This is a genomic window from Pseudomonas sp. p99-361, from assembly GCF_003935475.1.
In the GTDB taxonomy this organism is placed as follows: domain Bacteria; phylum Pseudomonadota; class Gammaproteobacteria; order Pseudomonadales; family Pseudomonadaceae; genus Aquipseudomonas; species Aquipseudomonas juntendi.
This window is the reverse complement of sequence record NZ_RHQO01000012.1, coordinates 31,538-57,639: the sequence shown is the minus strand read 5'-3', so window position 1 is coordinate 57,639 and position 26,102 is coordinate 31,538. Positions and strand designations below refer to the sequence as shown.

21 protein-coding genes are annotated in these 26,102 nt (G+C 62.3%); 14 read left to right on the top strand and 7 right to left on the bottom strand.

What is annotated here, in order from left to right:
- Window positions 1–103: 103 nt before the first annotated feature.
- From EGJ22_RS07965 to EGJ22_RS07955, 3 genes are all read right to left on the bottom strand, one after another.
- Window positions 104–2,914 (bottom strand): FAD-binding and (Fe-S)-binding domain-containing protein, encoded by a 2,811-nt coding sequence (locus EGJ22_RS07965; protein WP_029887487.1) that lies wholly within the window; start codon window positions 2,912–2,914, stop codon window positions 104–106.
- 75 nt (window positions 2,915–2,989) lie between these two features.
- A complete protein-coding gene (lldD, locus tag EGJ22_RS07960; protein WP_009685323.1) occupies window positions 2,990–4,135 on the bottom strand; it encodes an FMN-dependent L-lactate dehydrogenase LldD in 1,146 nt (381 codons plus the stop codon).
- A 63-nt stretch (window positions 4,136–4,198) separates the two neighbouring features.
- Window positions 4,199–5,869 (bottom strand): lactate permease LctP family transporter, encoded by a 1,671-nt coding sequence (locus EGJ22_RS07955; protein WP_029887488.1) that lies wholly within the window; start codon window positions 5,867–5,869, stop codon window positions 4,199–4,201.
- A gap of 255 nt (window positions 5,870–6,124) precedes the next feature.
- Here EGJ22_RS07955 and EGJ22_RS07950 point away from each other — a divergent pair, with 255 nt between their 5' ends.
- Together EGJ22_RS07950 and EGJ22_RS07945 are read left to right on the top strand one after the other, a co-directional pair.
- The gene (locus tag EGJ22_RS07950; protein WP_029887489.1) at window positions 6,125–6,892 is read left to right on the top strand and encodes a GntR family transcriptional regulator; all 768 of its coding nucleotides are present in this window, start codon (window positions 6,125–6,127) and stop codon (window positions 6,890–6,892) included.
- Between the two features lie 240 nt (window positions 6,893–7,132).
- A complete protein-coding gene (locus tag EGJ22_RS07945) occupies window positions 7,133–8,071 on the top strand; it encodes an RHS repeat-associated core domain-containing protein (protein WP_050492246.1) in 939 nt (312 codons plus the stop codon).
- 122 nt (window positions 8,072–8,193) lie between these two features.
- On the opposite strand, the gene smpB is transcribed toward EGJ22_RS07945, so the two are convergent.
- Complete coding sequence (smpB, locus tag EGJ22_RS07940; protein ID WP_029887491.1) at window positions 8,194–8,676, bottom strand: SsrA-binding protein SmpB; 483 nt, start codon at window positions 8,674–8,676, stop codon at window positions 8,194–8,196.
- 163 nt (window positions 8,677–8,839) lie between these two features.
- On the opposite strand from smpB, the gene EGJ22_RS07935 reads away from it, so the two are divergent.
- Window positions 8,840–9,274 (top strand): type II toxin-antitoxin system RatA family toxin, encoded by a 435-nt coding sequence (locus EGJ22_RS07935; protein WP_009685329.1) that lies wholly within the window; start codon window positions 8,840–8,842, stop codon window positions 9,272–9,274.
- Between the two features lie 57 nt (window positions 9,275–9,331).
- Here EGJ22_RS07935 and EGJ22_RS07930 read toward each other — a convergent pair whose 3' ends face one another.
- The gene (locus EGJ22_RS07930; RefSeq protein ID WP_009685330.1) at window positions 9,332–9,868 is read right to left on the bottom strand and encodes an outer membrane protein assembly factor BamE; all 537 of its coding nucleotides are present in this window, start codon (window positions 9,866–9,868) and stop codon (window positions 9,332–9,334) included.
- 97 nt (window positions 9,869–9,965) lie between these two features.
- Between EGJ22_RS07930 and fur the strand changes: the two genes are divergently transcribed.
- The gene (gene fur, locus EGJ22_RS07925) at window positions 9,966–10,370 is read left to right on the top strand and encodes a ferric iron uptake transcriptional regulator (protein ID WP_009685331.1); all 405 of its coding nucleotides are present in this window, start codon (window positions 9,966–9,968) and stop codon (window positions 10,368–10,370) included.
- 158 nt (window positions 10,371–10,528) lie between these two features.
- On the opposite strand, the gene recN is transcribed toward fur, so the two are convergent.
- A complete protein-coding gene (gene recN, locus EGJ22_RS07920; protein WP_029887492.1) occupies window positions 10,529–12,202 on the bottom strand; it encodes a DNA repair protein RecN in 1,674 nt (557 codons plus the stop codon).
- A gap of 194 nt (window positions 12,203–12,396) precedes the next feature.
- Between recN and grpE the strand changes: the two genes are divergently transcribed.
- The 8 genes from grpE to EGJ22_RS07880 all read left to right on the top strand — a co-directional run bounded on the left by grpE (window position 12,397) and on the right by EGJ22_RS07880 (window position 22,796).
- Window positions 12,397–12,954, top strand: coding sequence for a nucleotide exchange factor GrpE (grpE, locus tag EGJ22_RS07915; protein WP_009685333.1), 558 nt, complete (start codon window positions 12,397–12,399; stop codon window positions 12,952–12,954).
- 101 nt (window positions 12,955–13,055) lie between these two features.
- On the top strand, window positions 13,056–14,981 hold the full coding sequence (gene dnaK / locus EGJ22_RS07910) for a molecular chaperone DnaK (RefSeq protein ID WP_009685334.1): 1,926 nt from the start codon (window positions 13,056–13,058) through the stop codon (window positions 14,979–14,981).
- Window positions 14,982–15,177: 196 nt separating this feature from the next.
- Window positions 15,178–16,302 carry a molecular chaperone DnaJ gene (gene dnaJ, locus EGJ22_RS07905; protein ID WP_009685335.1) on the top strand — a complete coding sequence of 375 codons (1,125 nt, stop codon included), beginning with the start codon at window positions 15,178–15,180 and terminating at the stop codon, window positions 16,300–16,302.
- 13 nt (window positions 16,303–16,315) lie between these two features.
- Window positions 16,316–17,119 (top strand): 4-hydroxy-tetrahydrodipicolinate reductase, encoded by an 804-nt coding sequence (gene dapB, locus EGJ22_RS07900; protein WP_009685336.1) that lies wholly within the window; start codon window positions 16,316–16,318, stop codon window positions 17,117–17,119.
- A 316-nt stretch (window positions 17,120–17,435) separates the two neighbouring features.
- Window positions 17,436–18,572, top strand: a complete 1,137-nt coding sequence (gene carA, locus EGJ22_RS07895; protein ID WP_003249935.1) for a glutamine-hydrolyzing carbamoyl-phosphate synthase small subunit — start codon at window positions 17,436–17,438, stop codon at window positions 18,570–18,572.
- A 105-nt stretch (window positions 18,573–18,677) separates the two neighbouring features.
- Window positions 18,678–21,899 carry a carbamoyl-phosphate synthase large subunit gene (gene carB, locus EGJ22_RS07890; RefSeq protein WP_029885745.1) on the top strand — a complete coding sequence of 1,074 codons (3,222 nt, stop codon included), beginning with the start codon at window positions 18,678–18,680 and terminating at the stop codon, window positions 21,897–21,899.
- Window positions 21,896–22,378 carry a transcription elongation factor GreA gene (gene greA / locus EGJ22_RS07885; protein ID WP_029885744.1) on the top strand — a complete coding sequence of 161 codons (483 nt, stop codon included), beginning with the start codon at window positions 21,896–21,898 and terminating at the stop codon, window positions 22,376–22,378. Before carB ends, greA begins: the two co-directional genes overlap by 4 nt.
- Window positions 22,356–22,796 carry an MFS transporter gene (locus EGJ22_RS07880; RefSeq protein ID WP_080709202.1) on the top strand — a complete coding sequence of 147 codons (441 nt, stop codon included), beginning with the start codon at window positions 22,356–22,358 and terminating at the stop codon, window positions 22,794–22,796. Before greA ends, EGJ22_RS07880 begins: the two co-directional genes overlap by 23 nt.
- A gap of 159 nt (window positions 22,797–22,955) precedes the next feature.
- Here the strand turns inward: EGJ22_RS07880 and yhbY are convergent, their stop codons facing one another.
- Complete coding sequence (gene yhbY / locus EGJ22_RS07875) at window positions 22,956–23,264, bottom strand: ribosome assembly RNA-binding protein YhbY (protein WP_009685341.1); 309 nt, start codon at window positions 23,262–23,264, stop codon at window positions 22,956–22,958.
- 102 nt (window positions 23,265–23,366) lie between these two features.
- Between yhbY and rlmE the strand changes: the two genes are divergently transcribed.
- Window positions 23,367–23,993 (top strand): 23S rRNA (uridine(2552)-2'-O)-methyltransferase RlmE, encoded by a 627-nt coding sequence (rlmE, locus tag EGJ22_RS07870; RefSeq protein WP_009685342.1) that lies wholly within the window; start codon window positions 23,367–23,369, stop codon window positions 23,991–23,993.
- 203 nt (window positions 23,994–24,196) lie between these two features.
- A complete protein-coding gene (gene ftsH, locus EGJ22_RS07865; RefSeq protein WP_009685343.1) occupies window positions 24,197–26,101 on the top strand; it encodes an ATP-dependent zinc metalloprotease FtsH in 1,905 nt (634 codons plus the stop codon).
- Window position 26,102: the final 1 nt, after the last annotated feature.

Below are 26,102 nucleotides of genomic sequence, written 5' to 3'. Positions count from 1 at the left end.
CGCCCGCTCCCACACAGGGCGCGTCGCGCTTACGGATTGAGTTCTCTTCGCGACAGCGCAGCCCGTTGGGCTGCGTTATCTCCCACAATGGATCGCGCAGGCTTCAGAGGCTGCGGGGGCGGGTGACGCGGTCCACCAGGTAGACCAGGCCGTGGTAGTCGATGCCGCTGTGGCTGCTCAAGCCGATCTCGCAGGTGCGGCTGGTGGAAATGCCTTCGCTGCAGTACTGCACGGCATCCTTCAGGCTGCGCAGCGAGTGGGCGTTGAGCTCGGGGGTGGTGAAGCCCTTGTCGCCAGCGAACCCGCAACAATGAATGCCTTCCGGGATGACTACCTGCTTGCTGCAGCGCCGGGCCAGGTCGATCAGGGCCTGGCTTTCGCCCAGGTGCTGGGTGCTGCAGGTCACGTGCACGGCCACCGGCTCATCCTGGGGGGTGAACTCCAGGCGTTCGAGCAGGTGAGTGCGAATGAAGCGCACGGGGTCGTACAGGTCCAGCCGGGTGTCGCCCAGGTCTTGTACCAGGCGCAGGGTGCAGGGGCTGGTGTCGCAGTAGATCGGGTCAAGGCCGCCGCGGCTGGCGTGCAGCAGGGCGTTGATCAGCTCCTGGCGCTTGTGTTCGGCCTGCTCGGGGTAACCCTTGGACGCGAACGGCTGGCCGCAGCACAGGCTGTCGGCATTGTCGGGGAACACGACCTGGTAGCCGGCCTTTTCCAGCAGGGCGCGGGTCTTGTCCAGCAGCGGGCTTTGCTCGCGGTCGGCATAGGCCGGGCCCATTACCCTGGACACGCAAGCCGCCAGGTACACCACCCGCGGGCGGGCGTCGTTGCTGGCCTGGCCGAAGGCGACCGGGCGCAGCGGTTGGGGCATGGCGGGCGTCCACTGCGGCAGGCGGCCGTTGCTGGCTTTGCGCAGGGTGGCACTCAGGCGGCCCAGGCGTGGGGCGCCGAGCAGCTTGCGCGCGCTGTTGGCTGCGGTCAGGGTCAGGCGGGCGCCGCCCAGTGCGGTGGGGAAGTGCTCGGCCAGCCAGTTGGCGGTGTTGCCGTGGTCGGCAGCCTGGCTGCGCAGTTTCTTTACCAGCTCGCCGGTGTTGATGCCCACCGGGCAGCGCTGGGCGCACAGGCCGGTGGCAGCGCAGGTGTCGATGCCTTGGTACTGGTAGGTGCGCATCAGCTCGCGGGTGTCGACGCCGGCGCGCTGCTTGGCCTGGATGTCCCGCCACATCACGATACGCTGGCGGGGGCTGAGGGTCAGGCCCTTGGACGGGCACACGGGTTCGCAGAAGCCGCACTCGATGCACTTGTCGACGATTTCGTCGGCGGCGGGCAGTGGCTTGAGGTTCTTCAGGTGGATGGCCGGGTCGTCACTCAGCACCACATCGGGGTTGAGGATGCCGTTGGGGTCGAGCAGGCGCTTGAGCTGCCACATCAGTTGGTAGGCGTCGTGGCCCCACTCCAGCGCCACGAACGGTGCCATGTTGCGCCCGGTGCCGTGCTCGGCCTTCAGCGAACCGCCAAACTCCACGGCCACCAGCTGCGCCACGTCGTCCATGAATGCCTGGTAACGGGCAACCTCTTCGGCGCTGTTGAACCCTTGGGTGAACACGAAGTGCAGGTTGCCTTCAAGGGCATGACCGAAAATGATCGCTTCGTCATAACGGTGCTTGTCGAACAGCTGGATCAGCCGGTTCACGCCCTCGGCCAGTTGCTCGACCGGGAAGGTCACGTCTTCGATGATGACGGTGGTGCCGGTCTGGCGCACGGCGCCGACGGCGGGGAAGGTGTCTTTGCGGATTTTCCACAGCTGGTTGTACACCGCCGGGTCTTCGCTGAAGTCCACGCGCTGCTCCAGCGGGAAGTCGGCGATCGAGGTCATTACCTGCTCCAACTGCTCGTGCAGCAGGCTCTGGCTGGCCGCGCGTGACTCGATCAGCAGGGCGCAGGCGTTGGCCGACAGGCCTTTTACCCACAGCGGCATGCCGGCCATGTCCTGCACCGAGCGCAGGCTGCGGCGGTCGAGCAGTTCCACGGCCGACACCGGCTGGCGCTTGAGTACCGGCACCGCGCGGCAGCAGCTTTCCACGCTGGGGAACACCAGCAGGGCGCTGGCCTTGTGCGGGTGGTCGGGCACGGTGTTGTAGGTAACAGCGCTGATAAAGCCCAGGGTGCCTTCGGAGCCGACCAGCAAGTGCTGCAGAATGTCCAGCGGCTGGTCGTAGTCCACCAGCGCGTTCAGCGACAGGCCGGTGGTGTTCTTCAGCCGGTACTTGTGCCGGATGCGATCGGCCAATGCCGTGTTGGCGCGGGTTTCGCGGCCCAGGCGGGCCAGCGCTTGCAGCAGCTCGGCATGGCTGGCTTCAAAGGCCGCCACGCTGGCCGGGTCTTCGCTGTCCAGGCGGGTGCCGTCTGCCAGCACCAGGCGCAGGCCGGCCAGGGTGTGGTAGGTGTTCTGGGCGGTGCCGCAGCACATGCCGCTGGCGTTGTTGGCGACGATACCGCCGATCTTGCAGGCGTTGATCGAGGCCGGGTCGGGGCCGATCTTGCGCCCGAACGGGGCCAGCCAAGCGTTGGCCTGGGCGCCGATCACCCCGGGCTGCAGGCGGATCTGTTCGCCTTGGCCACGGATCTCGCGGTCGTTCCAGTTATCGCCCAGCACGATCAGCACCGAGTCGCTGATGGCCTGGCCAGACAGGCTGGTGCCGGCGGCGCGGAAGGTGACCGGCACCCGGTCGCGTTGGGCCAGCTTGATCAGGCCGACCACTTCGTCTTCGGACTCGACACGCACCACCAGCTTGGGGATCAGCCGGTAGAAGCTGGCGTCGGTGCCGAAGGCCAGGGTCGAGGTGGGGTCGTCGAAGCGGCGTGCGGCGGGGATCAGGCGCTCGGCATCACGCAGAAACGCGGCGGGCAGGCTCATGCAGTCTCCTCGCGGGGCTGTGGCCTCTGCGTGCCACATGCCCCGGGTCTATCAGGCGGTCGTTGGTGCAGGCGCTCAGGCGCCCAGTTCGCGTACCAGCGAGTCGCGGGTGATTTCGCTGATGGTCTTGGCGCCGGTCAGCACCATGGCTACGCGCATTTCCTTCTCGAACAGCTCCAGCAGGTTTTTCACCCCGGCCTGGCCATGCACGGCCAGCGCATAGAGGAAGGCGCGGCCAATCAGCACGGTGTCGGCACCCAGGGCGATCATGCGTACCACATCCAGGCCGCTGCGAATGCCGGAGTCGGCGAGAATCTTCAAGTCACCTTTCACCGCATCGGCAATGGCCGGCAGGGCGCGGGCGCTGGACAGCACGCCATCGAGCTGGCGGCCACCGTGGTTGGACACGACGATGCCGTCGGCACCGAATTTGACCGCATCGCGGGCGTCATCGGCATCCAGGATGCCTTTGATGATCATCGGGCCATCCCAGAACTCGCGGATCCACTCCAGGTCCTTCCAGGAAATGGACGGGTCGAAGTTGTTGCCCAGCCAGCCGATGTAGTCGGCCAGGCCGGTCGGGTTGCCCCGGTACTTGGAGATGTTACCCAAATCGTGCGGGCGGCCCATCACGCCCACGTCCCAGGCCCACTCGGGGTGGGTCATGGCTTGCAGCACGCGGCGCAGCGGGCCGTGCTTGCCGCTCATGCCAGAGTGGGCGTCGCGGTAGCGGGCGCCGGGCACGGGCATGTCCACGGTGAATACCAGGGTCTTGACCCCGGCCGCCTTGGCCCGCTCCAGGGCGTTGCGCATGAAGCCGCGGTCTTTGAGCACGTACAGCTGGAACCACATGGGGCGGTCGATGGCTGGCGCCACTTCTTCGATCGGGCACACCGACACCGTAGACATGGTGAACGGGATGCCATGGGCCGCCGCCGCCCGCGCCGCCTGTACTTCGCCACGGCGGGCGTACATGCCGGTGAGGCCGACCGGGGCCAGGGCCACGGGCATGCTCAGGGTTTCGCCGAACAGTGTGGTCTGCAGGCTGAGCTCGGACATGTTCTTCAGCACGCGCTGGCGCAAGGCAATGCTTGCCAGGTCGGCGACGTTGTGGCGCAGCGTGTGCTCGGCGTAGGCACCGCCGTCGGCATAGTGGAACAGGAAAGGAGGCAGCTTGCGTTGGGCCGCGGCGCGATAGTCGGTAGAGGCAGAAATGATCATGGATTCTCGCAGCGTTGCTTGGGGGGTATGCCAGGCGCCCGATGGCGCCCGGCCCCTTTCACTTTAGTGATGAACCAGCATGCCGGTCAGCCAGTAAGCCTGGATCAGGGTGATCAGGCCGACGATGGTGGCAAAGAACAGGCTGTGCTTGACGGTGAAGCGGAACAGGTCGGATTCCTTGCCGACCAGGCCGGTGGCGGCGCACGCCACGGCGATCGATTGCGGCGAGATCATCTTGCCGGTCACGCCGCCGCTGGTGTTGGCCGCTACCAGCAGGGTGTCGTTGACCCCGATCTGGTGGGCGGTGGTGGCCTGCAGCGAGCTGAACAGGGCGTTGGACGAGGTGTCCGACCCGGTCAGGAACACACCCAGCCAGCCAAGGAACGGCGAGAAGAACGGGAACGCCGCGCCCGTGCCGGCCAGCACCAGGGCCATGGTCGACGACATGCCCGAGTAGTTGGTGACGAAGGCGAAGGCCAGCACCATGCCAATCGACAGGATGGGCCAGCGCAGCTCCCAGAAGGTCTCTTTGAAAGTGGTAAGACCAGTTTTGACGTTGATTTTCAGCACCGCCATCGAGATCAGCGCCGAGAGGAAGATCGCGGTGCCGGTGGCGGAGATCGGGTCCAGCTTGAACACTGCGGGCATGGCGGTTGGCGCGGCCACGATCGGTGCGGTCTTGATCACCAGTTGGTCAAGGTGCGGGATGGCGAAGTTGAACACGAAGTTGTACATCGCGCCGCCCGGGGCGAAGGCTGCCTTGAACGGTTTCAGGGTCCAGATGGTGACCAGCACGGTCAGAATCAGGAACGGCGACCAGGCCTTGAAAATTTCGCCAAAGCTGTAAGGGCTTGGCTGGCTGCCGCTTGGCTGCACCACGGCAGCACCCACGCTGGCCTTGGCTTCGCCGAACGCGCGCTTGGGTTGCCACACTTTCAGGAACAGGGTGAGGCAGATCAGGCTGGCCAGGGCCGAGGTGATGTCTGGCAGCTCGGGGCCGATGAAGTTCGAGGTGAAGTACTGGGTCACGGCAAAGCTCAGGCCGGCGACCAGTGCGGCAGGCCAGGTTTCTTTCACGCCGCGCAGGCCGTCCATCATGAACACCAGCCAGAACGGCACGAACAGTGACAGCAGCGGCAGCTGGCGGCCGGTCATGGCGCCGATGTGGAAGGCGTCGATACCGGTCACCTGGCCGGCCACGATGATCGGGATGCCCAGGGCGCCGAAGGCGACCGGTGCGGTGTTGGCGATCAGGCACAGGCCGGCGGCGTACAGTGGGTTGAAGCCCAGGCCGACCAGCAGTGCGGCGGTGATGGCCACCGGCGCGCCGAAGCCTGCTGCACCTTCCAGAAACGCGCCGAAGCAGAAGCCGATCAGCAGTACCTGCAGGCGCTGGTCGTCGGTGATGGACAGCACCGAGCTGCGGATCACTTCGAACTGGCCGCTCTTGACCGTGAGTTTGTACAGGAACACCGCGGCAACGATGATCCAGGCAATTGGCCAAAGGCCGTAAAGGAAGCCGTAACCTGCGGCAGCCAGCGCCATGTCGACCGGCATCTGGAAGGCGAATATGGCCACCAGTACCGACAAGGCCAGGGTAATGCTACCCGCCACGTGGCCCTTCAGGCGGAACACGGCGAGGGCAAGGAAGAAGAACACGATGGGAATGACCGCCGCCAGTGCGGACAGGCCGAGACTACCAAGCGGGCTATAGAGTTGTTGCCAGGTTTGCATATGGGGTGGCCCCTAATTGTTGTTGGTCAGGCGCTGGCATTGGATAATTGGTAAGACCAATTTACAATGGCTGGTCGCTAGGTTAAAAGCGCTGTCGTGGGTGTGTCAATTTGTCCCGTGCAAAACTTTGGTCGCGTGCCGATGAGCGGGCAGCTGATGTGCCGGGAAAATCATGGCCTGATGGGTGTTCGCGCGCTCTGGATCGGCGAGAATAGGCACCCCCGGGTGTGTGCCGGGGTTTGTGGAGAGCATGTGATGGTTTTTGATCAGGTTCGCCAACGGCGCCTGTCCGACGACATTGTCGATCGGTTGGAAGCGATGATTCTGGAGGGCACCCTCACGTCGGGGCAGCGGCTGCCCGCCGAGCGTGCGCTTGCCGAACAGTTCGGCGTGTCGCGCCCGTCACTGCGTGAGGCGATCCAGAAGCTGGTGGCCAAGGGCTTGTTGGTCAGCCGGCAGGGGGGCGGCAATTTTGTCGCCGAGTCGCTGGGGTCCACGTTTAGTGACCCGCTGTTGCAACTGCTGGAACACAGCCCCGAGGCCCAGCGCGACCTGCTCGAGTTTCGCCATACGCTGGAGGCGTCCTGTGCGTATTACGCGGCGCAGCGCGCTACCGAGCCAGACCGGGCGCGGCTGAAGGCGGCGTTCGACACGCTGCAGGACTGCTACGCCAGGGTCGATGAGGTGACCCGGGCCGAGGAGGGCGCGGCCGATGCGCGCTTCCACCTGGCAATTGCCGAGGCCAGCCATAACGCGGTGCTGTTGCACACCATTCGTGGCCTGTTCGACCTGCTCAAGCGCAACGTGGTGACCAACATTGGTGGCATGTACCAGCAGCGGACCGAGACTCGCGACATGCTGATCAGCCAGCACCGCGAGCTGTACTTGGCGATTGTCGAAGGCAGGGCGGAGGAGGCGCGAGAGGTGTCCAGCCGGCACATTCTGTATGTGCAGGAAGTGCTGGAAGAGGCCCATGAGGAGGCGCAGCGGGTGGCGCGGGCGGAGCGGCGCAATGGGCACTAGAGGTCGTTTGTACAGGCGCATGTGCAAGTGAGTACGTGCCTACCCCAAGTCTCATCTGGGCTTTCTTCGAGCAAATGCGAGCGTCCGCGCGGTCGTTACGAATGGATGCTTGCGGACTAGGGTTACGCGCCGAATCGTTACCGCGCTCACACCTGTCAGTTTTGCCAGTATAAAGATTTCTCAAGCGCTTCAGAATTGTCTCAACAGCCATCCTTCACCCACACAGCAGGTATTTGAGAGATGAGACAGGCATCTGACCGTTCCTATTATTTTTATAACATCAAGCTCACAAGCCTGAAGCAAGGGAGCCAGACGCGTCACGCTTTCCGCTTCCAGGAATTGCCGCTAGCTGAACAGCACGTACAAGGCGATGGCGCGATACGTTTGCTCGCTTCAGACAGTCAAAAAACGGTGCTAAGTGTGCTGGGTGACGAGCGGCAGAGCCACGCCTTTACAGCGTATGGCCATGATGTGAGTCAACTGCGCGGTCACGGCATACTCGGTTTCAATGGGGAACACTTCAACAGGCATTCGGGTAGTTACGTTCTTGGAAACGGATACCGCGCCTACAGCCCAGTACTCATGCGTTTTCGTTCCAGCGACAGCTGGAGCCCTTTCGCCAGTGGCGGACTGAACAGCTACGCCTACTGCAGCGATGATCCGGTTAACAACCTAGACCCTAGCGGCCACGCGCCACTCTCCAGGGGTGGGCATGTAAACCGGAGGGTTGTCGAGACATACTGGATTGAACACTATGAGACGTTGAAGGTTACCCGGATCAAAACCGTGGGCAATGGTAAACGCGCTCAGAGCCAGACCGTTGTTGACATCCGCAGAACACTCAACACAACCGAGGTAAACAAGGTTCGCGTGAACCCTCTAATCGGGGAGGAAACAACGTACGTAACCAGCCGGAATCTGGATAACTATCTAGAGGCTACCAATGAGCTAAATGCACTCACGCTGGCTTCTAAGATGGGCGATTCAAGAGTGACTGGCAGCTCCGCTTACCTGTCCAATCTTGAAAGTTATAGCCAGGGCCTAACGCGGAGGGGGCGTTCCCTCGTAAAACGAGCGGAAGATCCGAGCGACTTGTCTGCTTATTGGCAAGGTACGTTTAGGGTGAGCGAAGGCGCCTCTGGCATCCGAAATACCGGATTTAGGCCTGTCCGAAACTAGCGGCCGCAACACCGCATCCAGCAAGGTAGCAGTCAACCGTCTTCAGCGCTGGCGCGCAAACGCTCAAGCGGCACCCTTGGGCAGGTGCCTGCCCAGGGTGCGCCACGAAGGCAGTGCAAGCGCTAGTCTTCCTTGCCCTTGTTGCGCACCGCCCGCTGCAGCTCGCGGTTGGAATCGCGTTCGCGCACGGTGTCGCGCTTGTCGAATTCCTTCTTGCCCTTGCCCAGTGCAATTTCGCACTTGATCAGGTGCTTGCTCCAGTACAGCGACAACGCCACGCAGGTGTAACCCTTTTGCGCCACCGCCGCTTCCAGGCGCTCGAGTTCGCGCTTGTTCAGCAGCAGCTTGCGCGTGCGCATCGGGTCGGCGATCACGTGGGTGCTGGCCGTGGTCAGCGGGGTGATGTGGCTGCCGAACAGCCAGGCCTCACCGTCCTTGAGCAGCACGTAGCTGTCCACGAGGTGCGCCTTGCCGGCTCGCAGGCTTTTTACTTCCCAACCGGACAGGACCAGCCCGGCCTCGAACTTGTGTTCGATGAAGTAATCGTGTCGCGCTTTTTTGTTCTGCGCGATGGTCCCGGTCGGATGTTTCTTTTGTTTAGCCATAGGGCCGGCATTATAGGCAAGACCGTGCGTCGTTCGCTATGGGATTTCGGTGTGCTTGAGCCACCGCAATGAATACCGGACAATACAAGCCCTGTCCTGCCGACAGAATCTGTTTTTGGCACGCTGCGAAGCGCCGCCACCCAGCCTTGGAAGTGACGCCTGGATGACTACCCATATTCAACGCTCCGCCCTGCTGCCATACCCCGCCCAGGCGCTCTACGATCTGGTCAACGACGTGGCCAGCTACCCGCAGTTCCTGCCGTGGTGCTCGGCCGCGACGGTGATCGACAGCAGCGAAACGCACATGCGTGCCAAGCTCGAAGTGGCCAAGGGCGGCATGAGCCAGCACTTTGTGACGCGCAACGTGCTGGTGCCCGGGCAGTCCATCGAAATGAACCTGGAGGAGGGCCCCTTTACCCAATTGCATGGGGTGTGGGTGTTCAAGCCTTTGGGCGAGAAGGCCTGCAAAATCAGCCTGGACCTGTCGTTCGATTATGCCGGGCCCATTGTGCGTGCCACGTTGGGGCCGCTGTTCAACCAGGCGGCGAATACCCTGGTCGATGCGTTCTGCCAGCGTGCTAAGCAGCTGAACGGCTGATCAGGCAGGCAACAACAAAAAGCCCGGAACAAGTCCGGGCTTTTTTGTTGCTTTCGATTACCGGGTTTCCAGCGGTGCTGGCGTAGGCACCGGGGTGGTCTCGATGGTATCGATTTCGCGCTGGATGGCCTCTTCGGTCGAACCAGGCTTGGCGGGTTGCTCCGCCGGTTGTGTGGCGGGCTGCTCGGTTTGGCCTGGCTCGGTGCCGGGGCTGACCGTGGTATCGCTGCTGCCACCCAGAATTTCCTGGTCCCGGCTAACGCCTGGCATAAAGTCGCCAGACAGGCTGACCAGTTGGTCGCTGTCGTTGAAGAAAATGCTCATGCGCTCCTGCTGGCGTTGGCCGCCACCAGGCTGCAGGCTGTACAGGTAATCCCAACGGTTGGTGTTGAAAGTGTCCTGAATCAGCGGGTTGCCCATGATAAACCGCACTTGCCGTCGGGTCATTCCCGGGCGCAATTGGTCTATCATGTCCTGCGTGACGACATTGCCCTGCTGGATGTCGATTTTGTAAACCCCGGGAAACGAGCAACCGGCGAGTGCGAGCAGTCCCGCGAGGGCGAGGCTGTTTAGCAAGAGCTTGGTGTTTTGCATCGGTGGGCGACTTCCACTATCTTGGCTGGACAACGTAAACCCCGATCATACCCGTATTAAGAGAAGCTGCGAAGCAGCATCGGCGAGAAAGCTGACCATGGTTGAAAATAGCGAATTACGCAAAGCCGGTCTCAAGGTAACCCTGCCTCGAGTCAAGATCCTTCAGATGCTCGACTCTGCCGAGCAGCGTCACATGAGCGCCGAGGATGTCTACAAGGCGCTGATGGAGGCTGGCGAGGACGTTGGCCTGGCTACCGTGTACCGCGTACTGACCCAGTTCGAAGCGGCGGGTCTGGTGGTTCGCCACAACTTCGACGGCGGTCATGCGGTATTCGAACTGGCCGATGGCGGTCACCACGACCATATGGTCGACGTGGATACCAGTGAAGTCATCGAGTTCATGGACGCCGCCATCGAGAAGCGTCAGCGTGAAATCGTGGAGGAACACGGTTTCGAGCTGGTGGACCACAATCTGGTCCTGTACGTGCGTAAGAAGAAGTAACGATTCAATCGTTATGGACAGCAAAGGCGACCTTCGGGTCGCCTTTGTGCTTTTTGGGGTTTTGAGGTTTTGAGGGCGACGCTGGCCCTTGTGGGAACGGCCTTGTGTCGCGAAAGGGCCGCTCCTAACAAGGCGCGCGCCGGGCTTGTATGGCGGCATTAAGCCTTGCTGGTGACCACCATCTTGCGCGCATGCGCCAGGGATTCCTTGGTCAGGTCGATGCCGCCCAGCATGCGTGCGACTTCTTCCACGCGCTCGCGCTTGCCCAGGCTGGCCACGGCGGTGTGGGTGGTGTCGCTGTTGCGCACCTTGTGCACGAACAGGTGGTGGTGCCCCTGCGCTGCCACCTGCGGCAGGTGGGTCACGGTCAGCACCTGGCCGCGCTCACCCAGCCGGCGCAGCAACTGGCCGACGATTTCCGCGGTGGGCCCGCCGATACCCACATCCACTTCGTCGAATACCAGCGTGGGAATGCGCGAGGTCTGTGCCGTGATCACCTGGATCGCCAGGCTGATGCGCGACAGTTCGCCACCCGACGCAACCTTGGCCAGGCCCTTGAGGGGTTGCCCCGGGTTGGCGCTGACCAGCAGCTCGATCTGCTCCAGGCCATGCGGCGAGAGTTCCGTACCCTCGTGCGGGGTCAGCTCGATACGGAAGCGCCCGCCAGGCATGCCCAGGCGCTGGATTTCCTGTTCCACCGCCACCGCCAACTGCTGGGCGGCCTGCCGGCGCAGGGCGCTGAGTTCGCTGGCCCGCTCTTTATAGTGCTGGGCATACGCAGCCAGCTCTTCGCCCAGCTGTTCAATTGATTCATCGCTGGCGTTCAGGCCTTCCAGCTCTTCCATCAGTTGCTGCTGCAGGTGGGGCAGCTCGGTCGGGTGCACACGGTGTTTGCGCGCCAGGGTATAGATGGTGTCGAGGCGCTCCTCCAGTGCCTGCAGGCGCATCGGGTCGGCATCGAAGTTGTCCAGGAAGCGGTTGAGCTCACCCACCGCTTCTTCAACCTGGATCTGCGCGCTGGCGATCAGGTTGGCCGCCTCGGTCAGCGCCTTGGGCGACTGGGTGGCGGCGCCCAGGCGGTTGAGGCTGGCGGTGAGGGCGCTGAGTACGTTGCCCGAATCGCTTTCGCTGCACTGGTCGATGACCTGGCGGCAGATACCGAACAGGGCTTCGGCGCTGGTCAGGTTCTTGTGTTCCTGCTCCAGCTGTTCCAGCTCGTGCTCGCCGAGGGCAAGGTTGTCCAGCTCTTCCAGCTGGTAGCTGAGCAGTTGATGGCGGGCGCGCTGCTCGTCACCGGAGTTGGACAGGCGCTCCAGTTCCAGGCGGGTTTGCTGCCAGCGTTTGGCGGCCAGTTGCACCTGGCGGGCCAGGTCGACAGCGCCGGCGTACTCGTCGAGCAGGCGGCGGTGGGTATCGGTTTTCAGCAGCGACTGGTGCTCATGCTGGCTGTGGATGTCGATCAGCAGTTCGCCCAGGGCCTTGAGATCGCCGAGCGGGCACGGGGTGCCGTTGATGTAGCCCCGGCTGCGCCCTTCGGCGGTGATGACCCGGCGCAAAATGCACAGGCCGTCGCTGTCCATGTCGCGCTCGGCCAGCCAGGTGTGCGCCTCGGGGATGTCCACCAGGTCGAAGGTGGCCAGGATATCGGCCTTGTCGGTGCCAGGGCGCACCACGCCGCTGTCGGCCCGGTCGCCCAGGGCCAGGCCGAGGGCGTCGAGCATGATCGATTTGCCAGCGCCGGTCTCGCCCGTGATGACGGACATGCCGCGGGCAATTTCGAGGTCGAGGTGTTCGACGATGGCGTAGTTGTGAATGGACAGGTGCACCAGCATGGGGGGGCGGCTCCCGAAAAGTCAGGTCTGGTTATTTATACAGTACTTTTTTCAGGCCTGCCAATGCCTCTTGGCGGATTCTGTTTGTGCCTGAAAACCCGCTTGCCCCTTGAAGCTGGTTTTTCCGGCCCCATATAGCCGACAACCAAGGCGAGCCTGGCTCGCAGTCCACAAAATTGCGCAGGAGAGACCCCATGGCTGACGAACAGCTGAACGAAAAAGACCTTAATGTTGAAGAAACCGGTGCCCAAGCCACTGCGGATGCCCGTGTTCTGGAACTCGAGGAACAGCTGGCCGCCGCCAAGGACCAATCGCTGCGCGCCGTGGCCGACTTGCAGAACGTGCGCCGCCGCGCCGAGCAGGATGTCGAGAAAGCCCACAAGTTCGCCCTGGAGAAATTCTCCAGCGACCTGCTGCCGGTGATCGACAGCCTGGAACTGGCCCTGGCCCACTCCAGCGCCGAGGATGAAAACGTCAAGCAGATCCGCGAAGGCGTGGAGCTGACCCTGAAAATGTTCCAGGACACCCTCAAGCGCTACAACCTCGAAGCGGTCGACCCGCACGGCCAGCCGTTCAACCCTGAGCACCACCAGGCCATGGCCATGCAGGAAAGCGCTGACGTAGAGCCTAACAGCGTGTTGAACGTGTTCCAGAAGGGTTACCTGCTCAACGGCCGCCTGCTGCGCCCCGCCATGGTGGTGGTCAGCAAGGCGCCGAGCGCGGCGCAACCCTCGATCAATGAAAAGGCTTGAAATCCGTCGGGGCATCCCCATCTAGGTGTCAAGCCTTCAAGTATTACCGCAGTTGGCCAAATTAGTCGCTGCTACCAAATTCAAGTTTCGGGAGAGTTAACATGGGCAAGATCATCGGTATCGACCTGGGGACCACCAACTCGTGCGTCTCTATTCTGGAAAACGGTAACGTCAAAGTCATCGAAAACGCCGAGGGTGCGCGTACTACCCCTTCGATCGTGGCCTACGCCAACGATGGCGAAATCCTGGTTGGCCAGTCGGCCAAGCGCCAGGCCGTCACCAACCCGCACAACACCCTGTTCGCCGTGAAGCGCCTGATCGGCCGCCGCTTTGAAGAAGACGTCGTGCAGAAAGACATCAAGCTGGTGCCCTACAAAATCGTCAAGGCCAGCAATGGCGACGCTTGGGTACAAGCGGGCGGCAAAGACATGGCACCGCCGCAAATCAGCGCTGAAGTGCTGAAGAAAATGAAGAAAACCGCCGAAGACTACCTCGGCGAGGCCGTGACCGAAGCGGTAATCACCGTGCCGGCCTACTTCAACGACAGCCAGCGCCAGGCTACCAAGGACGCTGGCCGCATCGCGGGCCTGGACGTAAAACGTATCATCAACGAGCCGACTGCCGCTGCACTGGCCTACGGCATGGACAAGGCCAAGGGCGACCACACCGTCATCGTCTATGACCTGGGTGGTGGTACCTTCGACGTGTCGGTCATTGAAATTGCCGAAGTCGACGGCGAGCACCAGTTCGAAGTACTGGCTACCAACGGCGACACCTTCCTGGGTGGCGAAGACTTCGACATGCGCCTGATCGACTACCTCGTCGACGAGTTCAAGAAAGAGTCGGGCATGGACCTGAAGAACGATCCACTGGCCCTGCAGCGTCTGAAAGAAGCTGCTGAAAAAGCCAAGATCGAGCTTTCGTCCGCTCAGTCGACCGACGTCAACCTGCCGTACATCACTGCAGATGCCACCGGTCCGAAGCACCTGAACGTGAAAATCTCCCGCGCCAAGCTGGAGTCGCTGGTCGAAGACCTGGTTACCCGTACCATCGAGCCATGCCGCGTAGCGCTGAAAGACGCCGGCATCGACGCCAGCAAGATCGACGACGTGATCCTGGTCGGTGGCCAGACCCGTATGCCGCTGGTGCAGAAGGCCGTTGCTGACTTCTTCGGTAAAGAAGCCCGCAAGGACGTCAACCCGGACGAAGCCGTGGCCATGGGTGCTGCCATTCAGGGCGCGGTACTGGCAGGTGACGTGAAAGACGTGCTGCTGCTGGACGTCAGCCCGCTGACCCTGGGTATCGAAACCATGGGCGGCGTGATGACTTCGCTGATCGAGAAGAACACCACCATCCCGACCAAGAAGTCGCAGGTGTTCTCGACTGCCGACGACAACCAGGGCGCTGTGACCATTCACGTGCTGCAGGGTGAGCGTAAGCAGGCTGCGCAGAACAAGTCGCTGGGCAAGTTCGACCTGGCCGACATTCCGCCAGCGCCACGCGGTGTGCCGCAAATCGAAGTGACCTTCGACATCGACGCCAACGGCATCCTGCACGTCAGCGCCAAAGACAAGGCCACCGGCAAGTCGCAGTCGATCGTGATCAAGGCCAACTCCGGCCTGTCGGACGAAGAAATCGAGCGCATGGTGCGTGACGCCGAGGCCAACGCCGAGGAAGACCGCAAGTTCGAAGAGCTGGCTGCTGCCCGTAACCAGGGTGATGCGCTGGTTCACTCGACCCGCAAGATGGTCGCTGACGCCGGTGACAAGGTTACCGCTGAAGAGAAAACCGCCATCGAGGCTGCCGTGGTTGCCCTGGAAGCCGCTGTCAAAGGCGACGACAAGGCCGCCATCGACGCCAAGGTCGAAGAGCTGTCCAAGGTCTCTGCCCCGGTTGCCCAGAAGATGTATGCCGAGCAGTCGGCCGAACAGCCTCAGGGTGGCGCGCAGCAGGCCGAGCCGGAAGCCAAGCACGATGACGTGGTTGACGCCGAGTTCGAAGAAGTCAAAGGCGACGACAAGAAGTAATCGTTGCATGTTGTCGGCCAGTTCACCGTGGTTTGTCGGTGAACTGGTAGGATGTCGCCGCGCGGGGGCTTGCTCCCGCGTTGGCGTATCTGGAATTCGAGAATTTTTACAGCATCTGTCAGCGGCGCCGGTGGGCGAGCGCAGGTGCTGATGGCGTGGCGCAGATGCCACACGCCCAACAAGGTGCAAATGACCTATGTCCAAGCGTGATTATTATGAGGTTCTGGGTGTCGAGCGCGGCGCCACCGAGGCAGACCTCAAAAAGGCTTATCGCCGTCTGGCGATGAAATACCACCCGGACCGCAACCCGGGCGATAAAGAGTCCGAAGACAAGTTCAAAGAGGCCAACGAGGCCTACGAAGTGCTGTCTGATGCCAGCAAGCGCGCGGCGTTCGACCAGTATGGCCATGCCGGTGTCGACCCGAGCATGGGTGGCGGCGGCCCTGGTTTCGGTGGCGCAAACTTCTCCGACATCTTCGGCGATGTGTTCAGCGACTTCTTCGGCGGTGGCCGCGGTGGCGGACGCGGTGGCGCCCAGCGTGGCAGCGACCTGCGTTACACCCTGGAGCTGAACCTGGAAGAAGCGGTGCGCGGCACTACGGTCAGCATCCGTGTGCCGACCCTGGTCAACTGCCAGCCGTGCGATGGCTCCGGCGCCAAGAAGGGCTCCACCCCGTCGACCTGCCCCACCTGTGGTGGCATCGGCCAGGTTCGCATGCAGCAGGGCTTCTTCTCGGTGCAGCAAACCTGCCCGCGTTGCCATGGCCAGGGCAAGATCATCACCGACCCTTGCACCTCGTGCCACGGCGAAGGCCGCGTCGAGGAATACAAGACCCTGTCGGTCAAGGTGCCGGCCGGTGTCGATACCGGTGACCGCATCCGCCTGTCGGGTGAAGGCGAGGCCGGCACCCATGGTGGCCCGACCGGCGACCTGTATGTGGTGATCAGTGTGCGTGAGCACGAGATCTTCCAGCGTGACGGCAAGCACCTGTACTGCGAAGTGCCGATCAGCTACACCGATGCTGCCCTGGGCGGCGAGCTGGAAGTGCCGACCCTCGATGGCCGCGTGAAGCTGCGTATTCCGGAAGGCACCCAGACCGGCAAGCAGTTCCGCTTGCGTGGCAAGGGTGTGGCGCCGGTGCGCGGTGGTGGTGCCGGTGACCTGCTGTGCCGTGTGGCGGTGGAAACCCCGGTCAACCTCAGCCGCCGTCAGCGCGAACTGCTCGAAGAGCTGCGTGATTCGCTGGAAGGCGACAGCTCGCACTCGCCCAAGGCCAGTGGCTGGTTCGATGGCGTGAAGCGCTTCTTCGGCGATCTCTGACAAGGAAAAGGCTATGCGACGTATTGCAGTGATGGGCGCGGCAGGGCGTATGGGCAAGACCCTCATCGAGGCCGTGCAGCAGCAACCCGGCGCCGGGCTGACGGCGGCGGTCGACCGCCCGGACAGCTCGCTGGTCGGCGCCGATGCCGGTGAACTGGCGGCCCTGGGGCGCATTGGTGTGCTGCTGTCCGACGACCTGGCCAAGGTGGTGGACGAGTTCGACGTGCTGATCGATTTCACCCACCCGTCGGTCACCCTGAAGAACCTGGCGTTCTGCCGCAAGCACGGCAAGGCCATGGTCATCGGTACCACCGGTTTCACCGTCGAAGAAAAGCAGTTGCTGGCCGAGGCGGGCAAGGACATTCCAATCGTGTTCGCTGCCAACTTCAGCGTTGGCGTCAACCTGAGCCTGAAGTTGCTCGACATGGCGGCGCGCGTGCTGGGCGATGATGTGGATATCGAAATCATCGAGGCGCACCACCGCCACAAGGTCGATGCACCTTCGGGTACGGCGTTGCGCATGGGTGAAGTGGTTGCCAACGCGCTGGGCCGCGACCTGCAGGAAGTGGCCGTGTATGGCCGTGAAGGGCAGACCGGCGCGCGCGACCGCAAGACGATCGGCTTTGCTACCGTACGTGCCGGCGACGTGGTCGGTGATCACACCGTGCTGTTCGCTGCAGAAGGCGAGCGCCTGGAGATCACCCACAAGGCCTCCAGCCGCATGACCTTCGCCAAGGGCGCCGTGCGTGCGGCGCTGTGGCTTGACGGGCGTGAGCCTGGCCTGTACGACATGCAGGATGTGCTTGATCTGCGTTAAGCCGTGAGGGCTGTGTTGGCTTCTTCGCGGGCTTGCCCGCTCCTACAGGTTTTGTGCAAGGCCCAAGCCCTGTGGGAGCGGGCAAGCCCGCGAAGAAGCCAATACAATAGTCAGCCTGTCGCATCGATGTGTTTTAGAGGCACATATGCGGTAGACCGAAAACGCACTTTTCTGTAAGCTACAGCTTTAGTGTGTCCACTAAAAGCGCGCAGCGAATTGAATTCAGCACATGAAAGCGGGGTGACGTGTCCATACGTCACTCCGCTTTTTTGCAACCTGCGATCGCCCTTTCATGCTTGATTTACGGGAGGTCTTCTTGACAAAGCCAGCCATACTCGCCCTTGCCGACGGCAGTATTTTTCGCGGTGAAGCCATTGGTGCCGACGGTCAGACCGTTGGTGAGGTGGTATTCAACACCGCTATGACCGGCTACCAGGAAATCCTTACAGACCCTTCCTACGCGCAGCAAATCGTCACCCTGACCTACCCGCACATCGGCAACACCGGTACCACCCCGGAAGACGCCGAGTCCAACCGCGTGTGGTCCGCCGGCCTGGTCATCCGTGACCTGCCGCTGCTGGCCAGCAACTGGCGCAACACCCAGTCGCTGCCGGAGTACCTCAAGGCCAACAATGTGGTTGCCATCGCCGGCATCGACACCCGTCGCCTCACCCGCATCCTGCGTGAGAAGGGCGCCCAGAACGGCTGCATCCTGGCGGGTGACAACATCAGCGAAGAGGCGGCCATCGCCGCTGCCCGCGGTTTCCCGGGCCTCAAGGGCATGGACCTGGCCAAGGTAGTTTCCACCAAGGAACGCTACGAGTGGCGCTCCAGCGTGTGGGAGCTGAAAACCGACAGCCACCCGACCATCGACGCGGCCGACCTGCCCTACCACGTGGTGGCCTTCGACTACGGCGTCAAGCTGAACATCCTGCGCATGCTGGTTGCCCGTGGCTGCCGCGTGACCGTGGTGCCGGCCCAGACCCCGGCCAGCGAAGTGCTGGCGCTCAACCCGGACGGCGTGTTCCTGTCCAACGGCCCTGGCGACCCCGAGCCGTGCGACTACGCCATCCAGGCCATCAAGGAAATCCTCGAAACCGAGATTCCGGTATTCGGCATCTGCCTGGGCCACCAGTTGCTGGCGCTGGCCTCCGGTGCCAAGACTGTGAAAATGGGCCATGGCCACCACGGTGCCAACCACCCGGTGCAAGACCTGGACACCGGCGTGGTCATGATCACCAGCCAGAACCACGGCTTTGCCGTTGACGAAGCCACCCTGCCGGGCAATGTCCGCGCCATCCACAAGTCGCTGTTCGACGGCACCCTGCAGGGTATCGAGCGTACCGACAAGAGCGCGTTCAGCTTCCAGGGCCACCCTGAAGCGAGCCCAGGCCCGACCGACGTCGCGCCACTGTTCGATCGTTTCACCGATGCCATGGCCAAGCGCCGCTGAGCATCCTGCTTCAAGGCCCCGGGCCGGCACACGCCGCGCCCGGCAGCGCCTGACCCAGATTGTTCAAAGCGGCTTGCCGACTGACCCCGGATTTGAGTGACCACCATGCCAAAACGTACAGACATCAAAAGCATCCTGATTCTCGGCGCTGGCCCGATCGTGATCGGCCAGGCCTGTGAATTCGACTACTCCGGCGCCCAGGCTTGCAAAGCCCTGCGCGAGGAAGGTTTCCGCGTCATCCTGGTGAACTCCAACCCAGCCACCATCATGACCGACCCGGCCATGGCCGACGCCACCTACATCGAGCCGATCAAGTGGCAGTCGGTGGCCAAGATCATCGAGAAAGAGCGCCCAGACGCCGTGCTGCCGACCATGGGTGGCCAGACTGCACTGAACTGCGCCCTGGACCTGGAGCGCCACGGCGTTCTGGAAAAGTTCGGCGTAGAGATGATCGGTGCCAACGCCGACACCATCGACAAGGCCGAAGACCGCTCGCGCTTCGACAAGGCAATGAAGGACATCGGCCTGGAGTGCCCGCGTTCGGGTATCGCCCACAGCATGGAAGAGGCCAATGCGGTGCTGGAGAAGCTGGGCTTCCCTTGCATCATCCGCCCGTCGTTCACCATGGGCGGCACTGGCGGCGGTATTGCCTACAACCGTGAAGAATTCGAAGAAATCTGCACCCGTGGCCTGGACCTGTCGCCAACCAAGGAACTGCTGATCGACGAATCGCTGATCGGTTGGAAAGAGTACGAGATGGAAGTGGTCCGCGACAAAAAGGACAACTGCATCATCGTCTGCTCCATCGAGAACTTCGACCCGATGGGCGTGCACACCGGTGACTCGATCACGGTTGCCCCGGCGCAGACCCTGACCGACAAGGAATACCAGATCATGCGCAACGCCTCGCTGGCGGTGCTGCGTGAAATTGGTGTGGAAACCGGTGGTTCCAACGTGCAGTTCGGTATCTGCCCGAACACCGGCCGCATGGTCGTGATCGAGATGAACCCGCGCGTTTCGCGTTCCTCGGCACTGGCCTCCAAGGCTACCGGCTTCCCGATCGCCAAGATCGCCGCCAAGCTGGCCATCGGCTACACCCTCGACGAGCTGCAGAACGACATCACCGGCGGCCGTACCCCGGCCTCCTTCGAGCCGTCGATCGACTACGTGGTCACCAAGCTGCCGCGCTTCGCCTTCGAGAAATTCCCCAAGGCCGACGCCCGCCTGACCACCCAGATGAAGTCCGTGGGTGAAGTCATGGCCATCGGCCGTACCTTCCAGGAGTCGCTGCAGAAAGCCCTGCGTGGCCTGGAAGTCGGCGCTTGCGGCCTCGACCCGAAAGTCGACCTGGCCAGCCCGGAAGCTGCCAGCATCCTCAAGCGCGAGCTGACCGTGCCGGGTGCCGAGCGTATCTGGTATGTCGCCGACGCCATGCGTTCGGGCATGACCTGCGAAGAAATCTTCAATCTGACCGGCATCGACATGTGGTTCCTGGTGCAGATGGAGGACCTGATCAAAGAAGAAGAGAAGGTCAAGACCCTGGCCCTGTCGGCCATCGACAAGGACTACATGCTGCGCCTCAAGCGCAAGGGCTTCTCTGACCAGCGCCTGGCCAAGCTGTTGGGTATTACCGACAAGAACCTGCGCCGCCACCGCCACAAGCTGGAAGTGTTCCCGGTGTACAAGCGCGTCGACACCTGCGCCGCCGAGTTCGCCACCGACACCGCCTACCTGTACTCCACCTACGAGGAAGAGTGCGAGGCCAACCCGTCGACCCGTGACAAGATCATGATCCTGGGCGGTGGCCCGAACCGTATCGGCCAAGGTATCGAGTTCGACTACTGCTGCGTACACGCGGCCCTGGCGCTGCGTGACGACGGTTACGAGACCATCATGGTCAACTGCAACCCGGAAACCGTTTCCACCGACTACGACACCTCCGACCGCCTGTACTTCGAGCCGCTGACCCTGGAAGACGTGCTGGAAGTGTGCCGCGTCGAGAAGCCCAAAGGCGTGATCGTGCACTACGGCGGCCAGACCCCGCTGAAGCTGGCGCGCGCCCTGGAAGAGGCCGGTGTGCCGATCATCGGTACCAGCCCGGACGCCATCGACCGCGCCGAAGACCGCGAGCGCTTCCAGCAGATGGTCCAGCGCCTGAACCTGCTGCAGCCGCCAAACGCGACCGTGCGCAGCGAAGAAGAGGCCATTCGTGCCGCCGGCAGCATCGGCTACCCGCTGGTCGTGCGCCCATCCTATGTACTGGGTGGCCGTGCCATGGAGATCGTCTACGAACTGGACGAGCTCAAGCGCTACCTGCGTGAAGCTGTTCAGGTTTCCAACGACAGCCCGGTACTGCTCGACCACTTCCTCAACTGCGCCATCGAAATGGACGTGGATGCGGTGTGCGACGGTACCGACGTGGTCATCGGCGCGATCATGCAGCACATCGAACAGGCCGGCGTTCACTCCGGTGACTCGGCATGCTCGCTGCCACCTTACTCGCTGAGCAAGGGCGTGCAGGACGAAGTGCGCGAACAGGTCAAGAAAATGGCCCTGGAGCTGGGCGTGGTCGGCCTGATGAACGTGCAGCTGGCCCTGCAGGGCGACAAGATCTACGTGATCGAAGTCAACCCGCGTGCATCGCGTACCGTGCCGTTCGTGTCCAAGTGCATCGGCACTTCCCTGGCCATGATCGCGGCCCGCGTCATGGCTGGCAAAACCCTGAAAGAGCTGGGCTTCACCCAGGAAATCATCCCGAACTTCTACAGCGTCAAGGAAGCCGTCTTCCCGTTCGCCAAGTTCCCAGGGGTTGACCCGATCCTCGGCCCTGAGATGAAATCGACCGGTGAGGTCATGGGTGTTGGTGACAGCTTCGGTGAAGCCTTCGCCAAAGCCCAGATGGGTGCCAGCGAAGTGCTGCCTACCGGCGGCACCGCGTTCATCAGCGTGCGTGACGACGACAAGCCACAAGTGGCTGGCGTTGCCCGTGACCTGATCGCCCTGGGCTTCGAAGTGGTTGCTACTGCCGGCACCGCCAAGGTTATCGAGGCGGCTGGCCTGAAAGTGCGCCGCGTGAACAAGGTGACCGAAGGCCGCCCGCACGTGGTCGACATGATCAAGAACGACGAAGTGTCGCTGATCATCAACACCACCGAAGGCCGCCAGTCGATCGCCGACTCCTACTCGATTCGTCGCAATGCGCTGCAGCACAAGATTTACTGCACCACTACCATTGCGGCTGGTGAAGCCATCTGCGAGGCGTTGAAATTCGGTCCCGAGAAGACTGTTCGTCGCCTGCAGGATCTGCATGCAGGACTCAAAGCATGAGCATTACCAAATACCCGATGACCGTCCAGGGCGCTCGCGCCCTGGAAGAGGAGCTGACCTTCCTGAGCAAGACCGAGCGCCCGCGCCTGAGCCAAGCCATTGGTGAAGCGCGTGAGCTGGGCGACCTCAAGGAAAACGCCGAATACCATGCCGCGCGTGAAGAGCAGGGCATGGTCGAGGCGCGTATCCGCGATATCGAAGGCCGCCTGCAGAACTCGGTGGTGATCGACGTCACCACCATCGCCCACACCGGCAAGGTGATTTTTGGCACCACCGTGGTGCTGGCCAACACCGAAACCGATGAAGAAGTGACCTATCAGATCGTTGGCGAAGATGAAGCCGATGTGAAGAAAGGCAAGCTGTCGAACAGCGCCCCGATTGCCCGTGCCATCATTGGCAAGGAAGAAGGGGATACCGTTGTCGTCAAGACGCCTAACGGTACGGTCGAGTACGAGATTGTCGAAGTCAAACACATCTGACCGGCGCCTGCGGGCGCCATCCCTCGAGGGGATCCTCTGGCAACTGGCCCAGGTATTCTGGGTCGGTGGCCTGTGGGTGTTCCATGTGGGGCTGGTGCCTGCGCTCAAGGTCAGCGGCCTGGCGCCGCTGCTTGTGCAGGATATCGCCGGGCAGATCGACCGCTGGTTGATCGGCGTGGCGCTGCTTGGCTTGTTGACCCAGCTGGCTGTGCTGGCAAGGGTGGAAGGCCTGGCGGCCTGGTGGCGGCAGTTTCGCGGCCAGATGCTGTTGCTCGGCTTCGGTGCGTGTGTGGGGTACTACACCCTGCGTTACGGCATTTCCGTTGGCGAGCGCTGGCAGATGTTCTGCTTCCTGGTGCTGGGCTTCTCCGGCATCGTGCTGGTGGCCCAGCCGGTGCCGGTCAAAGCCCGCCGCTAGCCCAGGCTGTTGCAGTCCCTGGTAGGAGTGGCCTTGTGTCGCGATGGGCTGCGAAGCAGCCCCCAGATATCAGCTTAACAACAGATATTGCAGGGGGCCGCTTCGCAGCCCATCGCGACACGAGGCCGCTCCTACACAGGCGGCGCGCTATCCTTTCCGTTACTTGTAACGGTGAATGTTGGACAGCTGCTTGTTCGGTTGTGGGTTCTTGCGGTAGATCAGGGCTTTCTTGCCGATGGTCTGCACCAGTTCGGCGCGGCCGGCCTTGCACAGCTCGGCGATGGTCTCGGCGCGTTCTTCGCGGTCTTCCGAGCGAATCTCGACCTTGATCAGTTCATGATCGACCAGTGCGCGTTCCAGCTCGGCGACCACGCCTTCATTCAAACCATTGCCAGCAACGATCAGGACCGGCTTCAGGTCATGACCAATGGACTTGTATTGCTTCTTCTGCTCGTTATTGAGCGGCATAATCTGACCCTTTCCGTCTGATTCTGTAAAATTGACCGGCATTTTACCCGAGGGCCACCGGCTCCGCCCAGTCAATCACGACGCATATCATCGAGGTGCCCCGTGGTACAACGTTCCAAAAGCAGCGCAAACTGGCTGCGAGAGCATTTCAACGATCCTTTTGTGAAACAGGCACAGAAGGACGGCTACCGCTCGCGTGCGAGCTACAAACTGCTGGAGATCCAGGAAAAGGACCGCCTGATCCGCCCCGGCATGAGCGTAATTGACCTGGGTGCGGCCCCGGGCGGGTGGTCGCAGGTGACCAGTCGTCTGATTGGCGGCCAGGGCCGGCTGATCGCTTCGGATATCCTGGAAATGGACTCGATCCCAGACGTTACCTTCATCCAGGGCGATTTCACCGAAGACGCCGTGCTCCAGCAAATCCTCGACGCGGTCGGTGATTCGCACGTGGACCTTGTGATTTCCGACATGGCCCCCAATATGAGTGGTACGCCCGAAGTGGACATGCCACGTGCCATGTTCCTCTGCGAGCTGGCCCTGGACCTGGCAACCCGCGTGCTCAAGCCTGGCGGGGATTTCCTGATCAAGATTTTCCAGGGCGAAGGTTTCGACATGTACCTGAAGGACGTGCGCACCAAGTTCGACAAGGTGCAGATGCGCAAGCCTTCGTCATCGCGGGACCGCTCGCGTGAACAGTACCTGTTGGGCAAAGGTTTCAAAGGCGCTTGAAAGGCGTGAAGCGCGGCGGCCGATAGTTATTTCCAATCGGCCGCGGCGTCAGGATCGTCCGAACTTCGTGTAGTCTAGCTTTCACAAAGGGTTACAGACGGTGCCTGCGGCTGCGTAGGTAATGTAGTAAGTTAGGGCGATGAATATCATGCGAGGCACGGCTGCGTCGTGCGCCGGCCTCAGAGGGTAGCGAATTGAACGACATGGCAAAGAATCTGATCCTGTGGTTGATCATCGCAGCTGTCCTGGTGACAGTGATGAACAACTTCTCCAGCCCTAACGAGCCGCAGACCCTCAACTACTCCGACTTCATCCAGCAGGTCAAGGATGGCAAGGTCGAGCGTGTGACCGTCGACGGCTACATCATTACCGGCAAGCGCTCCGATGGCGACAGCTTCAAGACCGTGCGCCCGGCCATCACCGATAACGGCCTGATCGGCGACCTCGTCGACAACCACGTAGTGGTCGAAGGCAAGCAGCCTGAGCAGCAGAGCATCTGGACGCAGCTGTTGGTAGCAAGCTTCCCGATCCTGGTGATCATCGCCGTGTTCATGTTCTTCATGCGCCAGATGCAGGGCGGTGCCGGCGGTAAAGGCGGGCCCATGAGCTTTGGCAAGAGCAAGGCGCGCCTGCTGTCCGAAGACCAGGTCAAGACGACCCTGGCCGACGTCGCCGGTTGCGACGAGGCCAAGGAAGAAGTTGGCGAGCTGGTCGAGTTCCTGCGTGACCCGGGCAAGTTCCAGCGCCTGGGCGGCCGTATCCCGCGTGGCGTGCTGATGGTAGGCCCGCCCGGTACCGGTAAAACCCTGCTGGCCAAGGCCATTGCCGGTGAGGCAAAAGTCCCGTTCTTCACCATTTCCGGTTCGGACTTCGTTGAAATGTTCGTCGGTGTCGGTGCCAGCCGTGTGCGCGACATGTTCGAGCAGGCCAAGAAGCACGCCCCGTGCATCATCTTCATCGACGAGATCGACGCCGTGGGTCGCCACCGTGGTGCCGGCATGGGCGGTGGTCACGACGAGCGTGAGCAAACCCTGAACCAGCTGCTGGTGGAAATGGACGGCTTCGAGATGAACGATGGCATCATCGTCATCGCCGCCACCAACCGCCCGGACGTACTCGACCCGGCGCTGCTGCGCCCCGGCCGTTTCGACCGCCAGGTAGTGGTCGGCCTGCCGGACATCCGCGGCCGCGAGCAGATCCTGAAGGTGCACATGCGCAAGGTGCCGGTCAGCGAGAACGTCAACCCGGCCGTTATCGCGCGGGGTACGCCGGGCTTCTCCGGTGCCGACCTTGCCAACCTGGTCAACGAAGCTTCCCTGTTTGCCGCCCGCTCCAACAAGCGCCTGGTGGAGATGAAGGAGTTCGAGCTGGCCAAGGACAAGATCATGATGGGCGCCGAGCGCAAGACCATGGTCATGTCCGAGAAAGAAAAACGTAACACTGCCTACCACGAGGCAGGCCACGCCATCGTCGGCCGCCTGGTGCCTGAGCACGACCCGGTCTACAAGGTTTCGATCATCCCGCGTGGTCGTGCCCTGGGTGTGACCATGTTCCTGCCGGAAGAGGACCGTTACAGTCTGTCCAAGCGTGCCTTGATCAGCCAGATCTGCTCGCTTTACGGCGGTCGTATTGCCGAAGAGATGACCCTGGGCTTCGACGGGGTTACCACCGGCGCTTCCAACGACATCATGCGTGCCAGCCAGATCGCACGAAACATGGTGACCAAGTGGGGCCTGTCCGAAAAACTCGGTCCGTTGATGTATGCCGAAGAAGACGGCGAGGTGTTCCTGGGCCGCAGCGCTGCCAGCCAGCACGCCAGCGTTTCCGGTGAAACCGCCAAGCTGATCGACTCCGAGGTGCGCAGCATCATCGACCAGTGCTACGCAACGGCCAAGCAGTTGCTGGTCGAAAACCGCGACAAGCTCGAAGCAATGACCGAAGCGCTGATGAAGTATGAGACCATTGATGCCGATCAGATCGACGACATCATGGCTGGGCGTACGCCGCGCGAGCCGCGTGACTGGGACGATGATACGGATTCGGGCACGCCTGCTGCCCAGAACGATCGTCCGGAATCGCCGATTGGCGGCCCGGCAGCTCAACACTAAG

Coding starts and splice junctions, on each gene's coding strand:
- EGJ22_RS07965 (WP_029887487.1), bottom strand. CDS start 2,914: ATGAGCCTGCCCGCCGCGTTTCTGCGTGATGCCGAGCGCCTGATCCCC.
- lldD (WP_009685323.1), bottom strand. CDS start 4,135: ATGATCATTTCTGCCTCTACCGACTATCGCGCCGCGGCCCAACGCAAG.
- EGJ22_RS07955 (WP_029887488.1), bottom strand. CDS start 5,869: ATGCAAACCTGGCAACAACTCTATAGCCCGCTTGGTAGTCTCGGCCTG.
- EGJ22_RS07950 (WP_029887489.1), top strand. CDS start 6,125: ATGGTTTTTGATCAGGTTCGCCAACGGCGCCTGTCCGACGACATTGTC.
- EGJ22_RS07945 (WP_050492246.1), top strand. CDS start 7,133: ATGAGACAGGCATCTGACCGTTCCTATTATTTTTATAACATCAAGCTC.
- smpB (WP_029887491.1), bottom strand. CDS start 8,676: ATGGCTAAACAAAAGAAACATCCGACCGGGACCATCGCGCAGAACAAA.
- EGJ22_RS07935 (WP_009685329.1), top strand. CDS start 8,840: ATGACTACCCATATTCAACGCTCCGCCCTGCTGCCATACCCCGCCCAG.
- EGJ22_RS07930 (WP_009685330.1), bottom strand. CDS start 9,868: ATGCAAAACACCAAGCTCTTGCTAAACAGCCTCGCCCTCGCGGGACTG.
- fur (WP_009685331.1), top strand. CDS start 9,966: ATGGTTGAAAATAGCGAATTACGCAAAGCCGGTCTCAAGGTAACCCTG.
- recN (WP_029887492.1), bottom strand. CDS start 12,202: ATGCTGGTGCACCTGTCCATTCACAACTACGCCATCGTCGAACACCTC.
- grpE (WP_009685333.1), top strand. CDS start 12,397: ATGGCTGACGAACAGCTGAACGAAAAAGACCTTAATGTTGAAGAAACC.
- dnaK (WP_009685334.1), top strand. CDS start 13,056: ATGGGCAAGATCATCGGTATCGACCTGGGGACCACCAACTCGTGCGTC.
- dnaJ (WP_009685335.1), top strand. CDS start 15,178: ATGTCCAAGCGTGATTATTATGAGGTTCTGGGTGTCGAGCGCGGCGCC.
- dapB (WP_009685336.1), top strand. CDS start 16,316: ATGCGACGTATTGCAGTGATGGGCGCGGCAGGGCGTATGGGCAAGACC.
- carB (WP_029885745.1), top strand. CDS start 18,678: ATGCCAAAACGTACAGACATCAAAAGCATCCTGATTCTCGGCGCTGGC.
- greA (WP_029885744.1), top strand. CDS start 21,896: ATGAGCATTACCAAATACCCGATGACCGTCCAGGGCGCTCGCGCCCTG.
- yhbY (WP_009685341.1), bottom strand. CDS start 23,264: ATGCCGCTCAATAACGAGCAGAAGAAGCAATACAAGTCCATTGGTCAT.
- ftsH (WP_009685343.1), top strand. CDS start 24,197: ATGGCAAAGAATCTGATCCTGTGGTTGATCATCGCAGCTGTCCTGGTG.